The following is a 13,685-nucleotide window of genomic DNA, read 5'->3' on the forward strand; positions in this document are numbered from 1 at the left end:
AGGCATGAAAATTGGGGGAGGTGCCTATGCTCAATCAAGAACTGGAACTCAGTTTAAATATGGCTTTCGCCAGAGCGCGCGAGCACCGTCATGAGTTTATGACCGTCGAGCACTTGCTGCTGGCTCTGCTAAGCAACCCCTCGGCCCGTGAGGCCCTGGAAGCGTGTTCAGTGGACCTGGTGGCATTGCGTCAGGAACTTGAAGCCTTCATCGAACAAACCACACCCGTCCTGCCAGCCACGGAAGAAGAGCGCGACACCCAGCCGACGCTGAGCTTCCAGCGTGTGCTGCAGCGCGCCGTCTTCCACGTGCAATCTTCTGGCCGCAGCGAAGTGACCGGCGCCAACGTACTGGTGGCCATTTTCAGCGAGCAGGAGTCGCAGGCCGCTTACCTGCTGCGTAAACATGAAGTCAGCCGACTCGATGTGGTGAACTTCATTTCTCATGGTACACGCAAAGACGAGCCGAGCCAGTCTTCCGATAACACCGGAAGCCAGCCTGGCAATGAAGAGCAAGCCGGCGGGGAGGAACGTATGGAAAACTTCACCACCAACCTCAATCAGCTTGCTCGCGTCGGCGGCATTGATCCCCTGATCGGCCGTGAAAAAGAGCTGGAGCGTGCGATTCAGGTCCTGTGCCGTCGCCGTAAAAATAACCCATTGCTGGTGGGTGAATCCGGCGTCGGTAAAACTGCGATCGCCGAAGGCCTTGCCTGGCGCATTGTGCAGGGCGATGTGCCGGAAGTGATGGCCGACTGCACCATCTACTCGCTCGACATTGGCTCTTTGCTGGCAGGGACCAAATATCGTGGCGATTTTGAAAAACGTTTCAAAGCGTTGCTCAAACAGCTGGAGCAGGATACCAACAGCATCCTGTTTATTGATGAAATCCACACCATTATCGGTGCGGGGGCGGCTTCTGGCGGCCAGGTCGATGCGGCTAACCTGATTAAACCGCTGCTTTCCAGCGGCAAGATCCGGGTGATCGGCTCTACCACCTACCAGGAGTTCAGCAACATCTTTGAGAAAGATCGTGCGCTGGCCCGTCGTTTCCAGAAGATCGATATCACCGAACCGTCGGTGGAAGAGACGGTGCAGATTATCAACGGCTTGAAGCCGAAGTACGAAGCGCACCATGACGTGCGTTATACCGCTAAGGCGGTGCGTGCGGCGGTTGAGCTGGCGGTAAAATACATTAACGATCGTCATCTGCCGGATAAGGCAATTGACGTCATTGACGAAGCGGGCGCGCGGGCGCGCTTAATGCCGGTCAGCAAGCGTAAGAAAACGGTCAATGTGGCGGATATCGAGTCAGTGGTGGCGCGCATTGCGCGGATCCCTGAGAAGAGTGTCTCCCAGAGCGATCGCGATACGCTGAAAAACCTTGGCGACCGTCTGAAAATGCTGGTCTTCGGTCAGGATAAAGCCATTGAGGCGCTGACCGAAGCCATCAAAATGGCGCGCGCCGGGCTGGGCCATGAGCACAAGCCGGTTGGGTCATTCCTGTTCGCCGGGCCTACCGGGGTCGGGAAAACCGAAGTGACCGTGCAACTGGCGAAGGCGCTGGGTATTGAGCTGCTGCGTTTTGACATGTCCGAATATATGGAACGTCATACCGTCAGCCGTTTAATCGGGGCGCCTCCGGGCTACGTTGGCTTCGATCAGGGCGGGCTGCTGACCGATGCGGTGATTAAACATCCGCACGCAGTGCTGCTGCTTGATGAGATCGAAAAAGCGCATCCGGATGTGTTTAACCTGCTGCTGCAGGTGATGGATAACGGTACGCTGACCGATAACAACGGGCGTAAAGCGGACTTCCGCAACGTGGTGCTGGTGATGACCACTAACGCCGGGGTGCGGGAAACTGAGCGTAAATCGATTGGCCTTATTCAGCAGGACAACAGTCCGGATGCAATGGATGAGATCAAGAAGATCTTTACGCCGGAGTTCCGTAACCGCCTCGACAACATTATCTGGTTCGATCATCTCTCTACCACGGTGATCCATCAGGTTGTCGACAAGTTTATCGTCGAGCTGCAGGTCCAGCTGGACCAGAAAGGCGTCTCCCTGGAAGTCAGTCAGGAAGCGCGCGACTGGCTGGCGGAGAAAGGTTACGACCGGGCGATGGGTGCACGTCCAATGGGACGCGTCATTCAGGACAACCTGAAAAAGCCGTTGGCGAACGAGCTGCTGTTCGGCTCGCTGGTCGATGGTGGCCAGGTGACAGTGTCTCTGGACAGCGCGAAGAATGCGCTGACCTACGATTTCCAGAGCGCGCAGAAGCACAAACCGGAAGCCGCCCACTAAAGCGATGTCTTCAACGTAAAAACCGGCCCTGGGCCGGTTTTTTTTTGCCGGCGGCAGATATGAAAAGACCGGGAATGATCCCGGCCTTCAGCATCTGACGCCTTAAGGGCGAAAACAATCAGCGACTACGGAAGACAATGCGGCCTTTGCTCAGGTCGTACGGGGTCAGCTCAACAGTCACTTTGTCGCCCGTCAGAATGCGGATGTAGTTTTTACGCATTTTACCGGAAATATGCGCAGTTACCACGTGACCGTTTTCCAGTTCTACGCGGAACATAGTGTTAGGCAACGTTTCAAGTACGGTGCCCTGCATTTCAATATTGTCTTCTTTGGCCATCTAGTCCTCTGGGGTATCACTACCGTAGTTTTGAACCGGCAAGATAATGCCGAAGTTCATCATGTAAGTAAAGTTTTACGTATCTACCCTGAATCATTCGCCTTGCCGCAAGGTGCGCAGTCAGCACACCGGCAACGGATATATGACGGGTATGAATCGCCGAAGTAGTTTTGGCGCATTGCCCGGAACACACACGGCTATGCCGCGTGACAGGCGCAAACGTAAAGGGGAGTGACAGAACGATGGGCGTTATCTGACTCTTATTATTCCCAAACGGCGGCGGGGCAACAGGCAGAAGCTACTCTACCGCGCAATTATACCATCCTGACGCAAAATGTGCTGAAAACATTTTTATTGCGCGCCCGGAAATAGCACCCGCGGCACCCAAAATAGCTCGGGCAGGCGGTAGCCGCGTAATACTGACAGGTAGTCAAGATAATCGCGGCGGGGAATATCCACCGCGCCTAATGAGGCGGTATGGTTGTTCAGTACCTGGCAGTCGATTAATTTACCACCACTCTGCGTAAAAGCCTGACAGAATACCAGCAGCGCGGTTTTGGAGGCATTTTCAGCCCGGCTGAACATCGATTCGCCGCAAAACAGCGCCCCCTGCGCCACGCCGTACATTCCACCTACCAGCGTATTCTCTTGCCAGACTTCAATGGAATGGGCATGGCCCAGCTCATGGAGTTGGTGATAGGCGCGAACGATACTGCTGGTTATCCAGGTGCCTTCGTCACGATCGCTGGCGCAGCCTTCAATGACCTCACCAAAGGCATGATTCAGCGTGACGCGATAAGGCGAACGCTGATGAAAACGCTTCATGCTGCGGCTGAGATGAAACTGTTCCGGCCAGAGCACCGCCCGGGGATCGGGCGACCACCAGAGGATCGGGTCGCCAGGAGAAAACCAGGGAAAAATACCGCGCTGATAGGCCATCAGCAGACGTGCCGGGCTCAGATCGCCGCCGAGCGCCAGCAGGCCGTTAGGTTCACGCAGGGCGCCTTCCGGGGAAGGGAAGGCGATAGAATGCCGGGAGAGCTGAACCAGACGCATTTTAACCTCAATACGCATCAGCAAAAATTAGATAATAGCCTACAGACGCTGTTTAAACTGGAAGTACCGGCCCTGTTTAGCGAGCAGATCCGCGTGACTACCTTGCTCAATTATCTGGCCGTTGTCCATGACTATTATCTGATTAAAACGCGCCAGGCCCCGCAGGCGGTGAGTCACCATCAGCACGGTTTTCTCGCGCATCACTTCCGCCAGAAGATGCAGGATCTGGCTTTCGGTGGCCGCATCCAGGCCTTCTGTCGGCTCATCGAGCAGCATCAGCGGCGCATCGTGGAGCAGTGCGCGGGCAATCGCCAGCCGGCGCAGTTCGCCGCCGGATAGCTGGCGCCCGCCTTCCCCCAGCCAGCTGTTCAGTCCGCCATCTTCCAGCAGTTTTTCCAGCCCCACTTTCTCGAGGGTCGCGCAGAGCGCGGTATCGTCAGCGTCTGGCGCCGCCAGCAGCAGGTTGTCGCGCAGCGTAGCGCTGAACAGGTGGACGCGCTGCGGCACCACGCTCATCGTCTGGCGCAGGGTGGCTTCGCTGAGCTGGGACAGCGGCTGGTCGTTGAGCAAAATCTCTCCCTGCGTTGGATCCCAGGCCCGGGTGAGGAGTTGCAACAGCGTCGACTTTCCGCAGCCGGTCCGGCCAAGAATGGCGATATGCTCTCCGGCGGCAATCTGCAGGGAGATATTCTCCAGGGCGGGGGAGGGCTGGTGCGGATAGCGGAAGGTAACCTGCCTGAAGGTTAAGGCCACCTGCGCAGGCACGCTGGCTTCACCCTCGACGAAAGTGACCTCCGGCTGCTGGTCGGTGATCTGCGAAATCCGTCGTGCGGAGGCGATCACCTGACCTAAATGCTGGAAAGCGCCAGTGACTGGCGCCAGGGCTTCGAAGGCCGCCAGGGCGCAGAAAACAAACAGCGCGATCAGCGCCCCTGGCTGGCTGTTATCCCCGATGCCGGCGGACGCCAGCCAGAGCATGGCCACCACGGCGATGCCGCCGATTAACAGCATTACTGCCTGCGAAAGCGCGGTCAGCTCGGCCTGACGGCGCTGTGCGTCCTGCCAGCTGAGCTCGGTCTTTTCCATTTGCGCGCGGTAGCGGTCGCTGGCGTTAAACACCATCAGCTCTGCCTGGCCCTGCAGCCAGGCAGTGAGCTGTTGGCGATACTGGCCGCGCAACTGCGTCATACTTTCGCCGGCTGGTTTACCTGCGCGATAGAACAGCGGCGGCATAACCAGCAGGGTGACCAGCATGATGCCGCCGAGCGTCAGCGCAAGGGTAACGTCGAGCAGGCTTAATCCGCAGGTGACCATTACAATCACCACCAGCGCGCCGACCAGCGGTGAAATCACCCGCAGGTAGAGATGATCCAGGGTATCGACATCGGCCACCACCCGGTTGAGCAGTTCACCCTGGCGAAAGCGCGCCAGCCCCGCGGGAGAGAGGGGGAGTAGTTTGCTGAAGGTGAAGACGCGCAGGTGCTGCAGCACGCGGAAGGTCGCGTCATGACTGACCAGACGCTCGAAGTAGCGCCCGGCGGTACGGATAATCGCCGCGCCGCGGACGCCCGCGGCAGGCAGCATATAGTTAAAACTGTAGATCCCGGCGACACCCACCACCGCTGAGGCGGAGAGGAACCAGCCGGAGAGCGTCAGCAGGCCGATGCTGGCCAGCAGAGTCACGATGGCCAGCACGACGCCGAGCAGCAGCATCCATTTATGGCGTTTATAGAGCGCCAGATAGGGTAAAAGTGCGCGCATTTAAATCTCCTCCTGACGATGGGCCAGCAGCGCCGAGAAGACCCCACCGGCACGGGCCAGCGTGGCGTAGTCGCCTTGTTCGATAATCTGTCCGTCCTGCATGACCCAGACGGCATCCCAGTCAGCCAGTCCCTCGAGCTGGTGGGTGACCAGCAGCGTGGTTTGCTCGGTGGAGGCATGGGTCAGGGCCTGCATCACCCGCTGTTCGCTATGGGCGTCGAGGCTGGCGGCGGGTTCATCCAGCAACAGCAGGCGGCAGGGCACCAACAGCGCGCGAGCAACCGCGATACGCTGCGCCTGACCTACCGACAGACGACCCGCCTGATCGCCCACGGCGGTATGGATCCCGTCCGGCAACAGGGCGATAAACTCACTGACCCAGGCCTTGTCCAGCGCCAGTCGAAGCTGGGCATCGCTGGCTTCGGGCCATGCCAGCAGCACATTTTCCCGCAGCGTGGCGGCAGGTAGTTGAGGATTCTGTCCCACCCAGCTTAACAGGCGGCGCCAGCGATCGGCGTCCAGTTCGCGCAGCTCTGCGCCGTTCACCTTCAGCGAGCCCTCGTAGGGCAAAAAGCCGAGCAGTGTGTTCAGCAGCGAACTTTTCCCGGAGCCGCTCTGACCCACCAGCACAACGCGTGCGCCAGCAGGCAGTGAAAAGTTAAGCGGCCCGGCCAGGACTTTACCTTCCGGAGATTTGATCACCAGATCGCGCGCTTCCACGCCAATCAGATCGTTATCATTTAAGGTTTTTTCGCCGCGCTCCAGCTGGGTCAATGGGGTTTCCATAAACGTTTTCAGGCTGTCTGCGGCGCCCACGGCCTGGGCTTTGGCATGGTAGAAAGTGCCCAGGTCACGTAACGGCTGGAAAAATTCCGGCGCGAGGATCAGCGTCAGGAAGCCTGCCATCAGCGTGACGCCCGCGCCATAGTGGCCGAAGTTCAGCTCGCCAAGGTAAGAGAAGCCAAAATAGACCGCCACCAGCGCAATGGAGAGGGAGGTGAAAAACTCCAGCACCCCGGAGGAGAGGAAGGCCAGACGCAGGACTTCCATGGTGCGTTGGCGAAAATCCTGCGAGGCGTCGCGAATATTATCGATTTCTGCCTGACCGCGGTGAAAAATACGCAGGGTTTCCATGCCGCGCAGGCGATCGAGGAAATGGCCGCTCAGGCGGGCCAGCGCCTGGAAGTTACGCCGGTTGGCATCGGCGGCACCCATCCCGACCAGCGCCATGAAAAGCGGGATCAGCGGGGCGGTGCCGAGGAGGATCAATGCGGCGGCCCAGTTAATCGGGAAAATAGTGATAACGATCAGCAGCGGCACGCAGGCCGCCAGCGTCATCTGGGGCAGGTAGCGCGCATAATAATCGTGCATATCATCGATCTGCTCAAGGATAAGCGTTGCCCAACTGCCGGCCGGTTTGCCCTGGATCCAGGCGGGGCCCGCCTGCTGGAGGCGGTCGAGAACCTGACGGCGAATTTCATAGCGGATATGCTGCCCGGCCTGAAAACCAACCCGCTCACGCAGCCAGACCACCCAGGCGCGCAGCACAAAGACCAGTACCAGCAGCGTCAGCGGCAGCAGCAGGGCGGTTGCCGGAATATTTTCCATCACCATCCGGTGCAGGATCCGCGCCAGGAACCAGGCCTGCGCGACGATCAGCAGACCGCTTGCCACGCCAAGCAGGCGGGAAATCATCAACCAGCGACGGGAGATAATACTTTGCTGTTTTAACCAGCGGGTTAACTCTTGTTGACGGGTTTTATTCATTGCACGCTTTGCAGGTATCGTTATGGGAATATTGGGCACGGCAATGTTACATCGCGGCAAAAATAAAGGCGACTTTTCGTCGCCTTCTTTACCTTTGTTACTGACTTGTAAAGATTATTTGCAAGCGTCGGCCAAACCGTCCAGGTAACGCTCGGCGTCCAGCGCCGCCATGCAGCCGGTGCCAGCGGAGGTGATCGCCTGACGATAGATATGGTCCATGACATCGCCAGCGGCAAATACGCCCGGGATACTGGTTTGCGTGGCGTTGCCGTGGATCCCGGACTGCACTTTGATATAGCCGTTTTCCAGTTCCAGCTGACCTTCAAAGATGGCGGTGTTCGGGCTGTGGCCAATGGCAACGAACAAGCCTGCCACTTCCAGAGACTCGACGTTGTCGCTGTTTTTGGTATCGCGCAGGCGCAGGCCGCTGACGCCCATCTGGTCGCCGGTCACCTCTTCGAGGGTGCGGTCGGTATGCAGCACGATGTTGCCGCTCGCCACTTTATCCATCAGACGTTTGATGAGGATTTTTTCCGCGCGGAAGGCGTCGCGGCGGTGGATCAGATGCACCTCAGAGGCAATATTGGACAGATACAGAGCCTCTTCAACCGCGGTGTTACCGCCGCCGATCACCGCCACTTTCTGATTGCGATAGAAGAATCCGTCACAGGTGGCGCAAGCTGAAACGCCACGGCCTTTAAACGCCTCTTCCGATGGCAGACCGAGGTAGCGCGCCGATGCGCCGGTGGCAATGATCAGCGCATCACAGGTGTACTCACCGCTATCGCCTGTCAGACGGAACGGACGGTTTTGCAGATCGACGCGGCTGATGTGGTCGAAAATAATTTCCGTTTCAAATTTCGCGGCATGTTCGTGCATGCGCTCCATCAGCAGCGGGCCGGTGAGATCGTTAGGATCGCCCGGCCAGTTTTCCACTTCCGTCGTGGTGGTCAGCTGACCGCCTTTTTCCATCCCGGTGATCAGCACCGGCTGCAGGTTGGCGCGTGCGGCATAGACCGCCGCGGTGTATCCCGCAGGTCCAGAACCAAGGATAAGCAGTTTACTGTGTTTGGCTGTGCCCATGAGATCCCCATAATAATTGGCATACATTGGGCAGAGATTGTAGGGAATTTGTTGACGTAAAAAAAGAGCGCAGCGATTTTGTTAACGATGTGTGCAATAGAAGCGACCGATGAATTGGCGATTTTACCGGCAAAGAATATAACTATTTCTACTGTCAGCGGGACAATTATAAGACGAAAAAATGAGAATCAACCAGGGGGGATGATGAATATCTGGCATCTTGTACTAAAAATCGATGTTTTGCTTTGACAATCCCCTGTGCTTTTGCGAAAACATTCATGGAAGAAGAAAAGCAGTATTTAGCGTGCGGCGAATTTTCATGCACGCAAATGCCATTTTTATCCGGGTTAACGAAATCTACGCATGGTGTGGACAGACGCCATGCGTGATGTCGGTGACTGCCGTCAGGCAACGGGCTTCTCACGTACCCCTGGGTTACCCATTGTCGTACGGGTAATAACAGGATGGGCTCTGGCAGTGAAGGCACAGAGCCGGAACAGGAGTAGGGAAGGAATACAGAGAGACAATAATAATGGTAGATAGCAAGAAGCGACCTGGCAAAGATCTCGACCGCATTGATCGTAACATCCTGAATGAATTGCAAAAAGATGGGCGAATTTCTAACGTCGAGCTTTCTAAACGGGTGGGACTTTCTCCGACGCCTTGCCTTGAGCGCGTGCGTCGTCTTGAAAGACAGGGTTTTATTCAGGGCTATACGGCGCTGCTCAACCCGCATTATCTGGATGCATCACTTCTGGTATTTGTTGAGATTACTCTGAATCGTGGCGCACCGGATGTGTTTGAGCAATTTAACGCCGCAGTGCAAAAACTTGAAGAAATTCAAGAGTGTCATCTGGTTTCCGGTGATTTCGACTACCTGTTGAAAACCCGCGTACCGGATATGTCAGCGTATCGTAAATTACTGGGCGAGACCTTGCTGCGCCTGCCGGGCGTAAACGACACCCGTACCTACGTGGTGATGGAAGAAGTCAAGCAAAGTAATCGTCTGGTTATTAAGACGCGCTAACACGGAACAGGTGCAAAATCGACGTAGTTTGATTACACTCCTGTTAATCCATACAGCAACAGTGCCGGGGAGACCCGGCGCTGTTGTCCGTTTTAGCAGCAGGCAGGAAACAGCCTGATACCTGGAGAGCCTTTCTTGAGCCAGGAATACACCGAAGACAAAGAAGTCAAACTAACCAAACTCAGCAGCGGGCGCCGACTCCTTGAGGCGATGCTCATCCTTTGCTCCCTCTTCGCCATCTGGCTGATGGCGGCACTACTGAGCTTTAACCCCTCGGATCCAAGCTGGTCACAGACGGCGTGGCATGAGCCTATTCATAATTTAGGCGGCGCCCCTGGAGCCTGGCTTGCCGATACCCTCTTTTTCATTTTTGGCGTCATGGCCTACACCATCCCGGTCATCATTATTGGCGGATGCTGGTTTGCCTGGCGGCATCAGGAAAACGACGAATACATTGATTATTTCGCCGTTTCCCTGCGCCTCATTGGCGCGTTAGCCCTGATCCTGACCTCCTGTGGTCTGGCAGCCATTAACGCCGATGATATCTGGTACTTTGCCTCGGGCGGAGTGATCGGCAGCCTGCTGAGCACCACGCTGCAACCGCTGCTGCACAGCAGCGGCGGCACCATCGCCCTGTTATGCATCTGGGCGGCCGGCCTGACGCTGTTCACCGGTTGGTCGTGGGTCAGCATTGCGGAAAAACTGGGCGGCGGGATCCTGTCGGTACTCACCTTTGCCAGCAACCGTACCCGTCGCGATGATACCTGGGTCGATGAAGGCGAATACGAAGATGACGATGAAGAGTACGACGACGAAGAGGCGGCAACCCCTCAGGAGTCGCGTCGTGCCCGTATTTTACGCAGCGCGCTGGCGCGACGTAAGCGTCTGGCCGAGAAGTTTACCAACCCCATGGGGCGTAAAACCGACGCGGCGCTTTTCTCCGGCAAACGGATGGATGACGGTGAAGAGGCGGTGCAATACAGCGCCAGCGGTGCGCCTGTCGCCGCCGACGATGTCCTGTTTTCCGGCGCCAGCGCGGCACGTCCCACAGAGGATGATGTGCTGTTCTCCGGCGCCAGCGCCGCGCGCCCTGGCGATTTCGACCCTTACGATCCGTTGCTGAATGGTCATAGTATCGCTGAGCCCGTGGGCGCAGCGGCGGCGGCCACTGCCGCGCCACAGCCGTGGGCTGAATCCGCGGCTGGCCATCAGGGCGCTGCGCCTGCTTATCAGCCGGAAGCGGGTTACCCGCCGCAGGCGTACCAGCCAGAGCCGGCACCGTATCAGCAGCCGGTTTACGATCCGCATGCTGGTCAGCCGGCGCCGCAGGCGTACCAGCCAGAGCCGGCGCCGTATCAGCAGCCGGCTTATGCTCCGCATGCCGGTCAGCCGGCGCCGCAGGCGTATCAGCCAGAGCCGGCGCCGTATCAGCAGCCGACTTACGATCCGTATGCCGGTCAGCCGGCGCCGCAGGCGTACCAGCCAGAGCCGGCGCCGTATCAGCAGCCGACTTACGATCCGTATGCCGCTCAGCCTGCGCCGCAAGGGTATCAGCCAGAGCCGGCGCCGTATCAGCAGCCGACTTACGATCCGTATGCCGCTCAGCCTGCGCCGCAAGGGTATCAGCCAGAGCCGGCGCCATATCAGCAGCCGACTTACGATCCGTATGCCGCTCAGCCTGCGCCGCAAGCGTATCAGCCAGAGCCGGCGCCGTATCAGCAGCCGACTTACGATCCGCATGCCGCTCAGCCTGCGCCGCAGGCGTATCAGCCGCAAAGCGCGCCAGTGCCGTCACCTGAGCCAGAACCAGAGGTTGCGCCGGAAGAGGTGAAACGTCCACCGCTCTATTACTTCGAAGAAGTCGAAGAGAAGCGGGCACGTGAACGCGAGCTGCTGGCCTCCTGGTATCAGCCAATTCCGGAGCCGGAAAGCCCGATTGCCACTAAACCGCTGACGCCGCCAGCCTCCTCGTCCAAACCGCCAGTGGAGACAACCGTGGTCTCTGCGGTCGCGGCAGGGGTGCATCAGGCAACGGCCGCCAGCGGCGGCGCGGCGGCGGCAACCTCGGCGACGGCCGCATCCGCTGCGGCTGCGCCATTGTTCAGCCCGGCATCCAGCGGACCGCGGGTCCAGGTGAAAGAAGGTATTGGTCCAAAACTACCGCGACCAAACCGCGTTCGTGTCCCGACGCGTCGGGAGCTGGCCTCTTACGGCATCAAGCTACCGTCGCAACGGGAGGCGGAACAGCGTGCGCGGCAGGCGGAGCGCGACCCCCATTATGACGATGAGCTGCTCTCGGATGAGGAAGCGGATGCTATGGAGCAGGATGAACTGGCTCGCCAGTTCGCCGCCACCCAGCAGCAGCGCTATGGCCATCGCTGGGAAGACGATAACGCGACTGATGACGATGACGCCGACACTGCGGCGGAAGCGGAGCTGGCGCGCCAGTTTGCCGCCACCCAGCAGCAGCGCTACGCCGCTGAGCAGCCGCCGGGCGCTAATCCGTTCTCGCCGGCGGATTATGAATTCTCGCCGATGAAAACGCTTGTCAATGAGGGGCCGAGCGAGCCGCTGTTTACGCCGACGCCGGAAGTCCAGCCGCAACAACCGGCCCCGCACTATCAACAACCGGCCGCCGCTCCGCAGCAGGGTTATCAACCTGCGCAGCACCAGCCGGTACACCCTCAGCCAGTGCCGCCGCAGCCTTACCAGACTGCACCGCAGCCCGTGCAGCAGCAACAGCCGGTTGCCCCGCAGGGGCATCAGCCTGCCGCGCCCGCGCCGCAGGAGAGCCTGATCCACCCGCTGCTGATGCGCAATGGCGATAGCCGTCCGCTGCAAAGACCGACCACGCCGTTGCCGTCGCTGGATCTGTTAACCCCACCACCCAGTGAAGTCGAGCCGGTGGATACCTTTGCTCTCGAGCAGATGGCGCGACTGGTGGAAGCACGTCTGGCCGATTTCCGCATTAAAGCGGATGTGGTGAACTACTCGCCGGGGCCGGTGATCACCCGCTTCGAACTGAATCTGGCGCCTGGCGTCAAAGCGGCTCGAATCTCTAACCTGTCACGCGATCTGGCGCGTTCGCTGTCGACGGTTGCCGTGCGCGTGGTGGAAGTGATCCCGGGTAAACCGTATGTCGGTCTTGAGCTGCCGAATAAAAAGCGTCAGACCGTCTATCTGCGTGAAGTGCTCGACAACGCCAAGTTCCGCGATAACCCATCGCCGCTGACCGTGGTGCTGGGTAAAGATATCGCTGGCGACCCGGTGGTAGCTGACCTGGCGAAAATGCCGCACCTGCTGGTTGCCGGTACTACCGGTTCCGGTAAGTCAGTCGGTGTGAACGCCATGATCCTCAGCATGCTCTACAAAGCGCAGCCGGAAGATGTGCGTTTCATCATGATCGACCCGAAAATGCTCGAGCTGTCGGTCTACGAAGGTATTCCGCATCTGCTGACGGAAGTGGTCACCGACATGAAAGACGCCGCCAATGCGCTGCGCTGGAGCGTCAACGAGATGGAGCGCCGCTACAAGCTGATGTCAGCGCTGGGCGTGCGTAACCTGGCGGGCTATAACGAGAAGATCGCCGAGGCCGCGCGCATGGGGCGTCCGATTCCGGATCCGTACTGGAAGCCGGGCGACAGCATGGATGCCGTACATCCGGTGCTGGAAAAACTGCCGTATATCGTGGTGCTGGTGGACGAGTTCGCCGACCTGATGATGACCGTCGGCAAGAAGGTGGAAGAGCTGATTGCCCGTCTGGCGCAAAAAGCGCGTGCGGCGGGGATCCACCTGGTGCTGGCGACGCAGCGTCCGTCGGTAGATGTTATTACCGGCCTGATTAAGGCCAACATTCCGACGCGCATCGCCTTTACCGTGTCGAGTAAAATTGACTCGCGTACCATTCTCGATCAGGGCGGCGCGGAATCGCTGCTGGGTATGGGGGATATGCTTTACTCCGGACCGAACTCTACCACGCCGGTGCGCGTCCACGGGGCATTTGTACGCGACCAGGAGGTCCACGCTGTGGTTCAGGACTGGAAAGCCCGCGGCCGTCCGCAGTACGTCGATGGTATTACCTCCGACAGCGAAAGCGAAGGCGGCGGCGGTGGTTTCGACGGTGGTGAAGAGCTGGACCCGCTGTTCGATCAAGCGGTCAGTTTTGTGACTGAGAAGCGCAAAGCGTCGATTTCCGGGGTCCAGCGTCAGTTCCGCATTGGCTATAACCGTGCAGCACGCATTATCGAACAGATGGAAGCGCAGGGGATCGTCAGCGAACAGGGCCATAACGGTAACCGCGAAGTGCTGGCGCCGCCGCCCTTTGAATGAGTGCAAAGTTGGGTAAATA

8 protein-coding genes are annotated in these 13,685 nt (G+C 58.6%); 3 read left to right on the plus strand and 5 right to left on the minus strand.

What is annotated here, in order from left to right:
• The first annotated feature begins 26 nt into the window (after positions 1 to 26).
• Positions 27 to 2,306, plus strand: a complete 2,280-nt coding sequence (gene clpA / locus SPE70_RS08185) for an ATP-dependent Clp protease ATP-binding subunit ClpA (protein ID WP_064170514.1) — start codon at positions 27 to 29, stop codon at positions 2,304 to 2,306.
• Between the two features lie 118 nt (positions 2,307 to 2,424).
• Here clpA and infA read toward each other — a convergent pair whose 3' ends face one another.
• The 5 genes from infA to trxB form a co-directional block, all read right to left on the minus strand.
• Positions 2,425 to 2,643: a translation initiation factor IF-1 gene (infA, locus tag SPE70_RS08190; protein WP_001040187.1), complete on the minus strand. Its 219-nt coding sequence runs from the start codon at positions 2,641 to 2,643 to the stop codon at positions 2,425 to 2,427.
• Between the two features lie 351 nt (positions 2,644 to 2,994).
• Positions 2,995 to 3,699, minus strand: a complete 705-nt coding sequence (gene aat / locus SPE70_RS08195) for a leucyl/phenylalanyl-tRNA--protein transferase (RefSeq protein WP_008805841.1) — start codon at positions 3,697 to 3,699, stop codon at positions 2,995 to 2,997.
• A gap of 39 nt (positions 3,700 to 3,738) precedes the next feature.
• On the minus strand, positions 3,739 to 5,460 hold the full coding sequence (cydC, locus tag SPE70_RS08200) for a heme ABC transporter ATP-binding protein/permease CydC (RefSeq protein WP_042947163.1): 1,722 nt from the start codon (positions 5,458 to 5,460) through the stop codon (positions 3,739 to 3,741).
• Positions 5,461 to 7,227, minus strand: coding sequence for a heme ABC transporter permease/ATP-binding protein CydD (gene cydD, locus SPE70_RS08205; RefSeq protein WP_022065907.1), 1,767 nt, complete (start codon positions 7,225 to 7,227; stop codon positions 5,461 to 5,463).
• Between the two features lie 114 nt (positions 7,228 to 7,341).
• Positions 7,342 to 8,310 (minus strand): thioredoxin-disulfide reductase, encoded by a 969-nt coding sequence (trxB, locus tag SPE70_RS08210; RefSeq protein ID WP_012542328.1) that lies wholly within the window; start codon positions 8,308 to 8,310, stop codon positions 7,342 to 7,344.
• A 532-nt stretch (positions 8,311 to 8,842) separates the two neighbouring features.
• Here trxB and lrp point away from each other — a divergent pair.
• Complete coding sequence (lrp, locus tag SPE70_RS08215) at positions 8,843 to 9,337, plus strand: leucine-responsive transcriptional regulator Lrp (RefSeq protein WP_000228469.1); 495 nt, start codon at positions 8,843 to 8,845, stop codon at positions 9,335 to 9,337.
• A gap of 135 nt (positions 9,338 to 9,472) precedes the next feature.
• Positions 9,473 to 13,666 (plus strand): DNA translocase FtsK, encoded by a 4,194-nt coding sequence (ftsK, locus tag SPE70_RS08220; RefSeq protein WP_136047441.1) that lies wholly within the window; start codon positions 9,473 to 9,475, stop codon positions 13,664 to 13,666.
• The last annotated feature ends 19 nt before the right edge of the window (positions 13,667 to 13,685 follow it).

Origin of the sequence: Klebsiella sp. ZJOU C1, assembly GCF_035620215.1 — a bacterium.
GTDB classification, from domain to species: domain Bacteria; phylum Pseudomonadota; class Gammaproteobacteria; order Enterobacterales; family Enterobacteriaceae; genus Klebsiella; species Klebsiella variicola.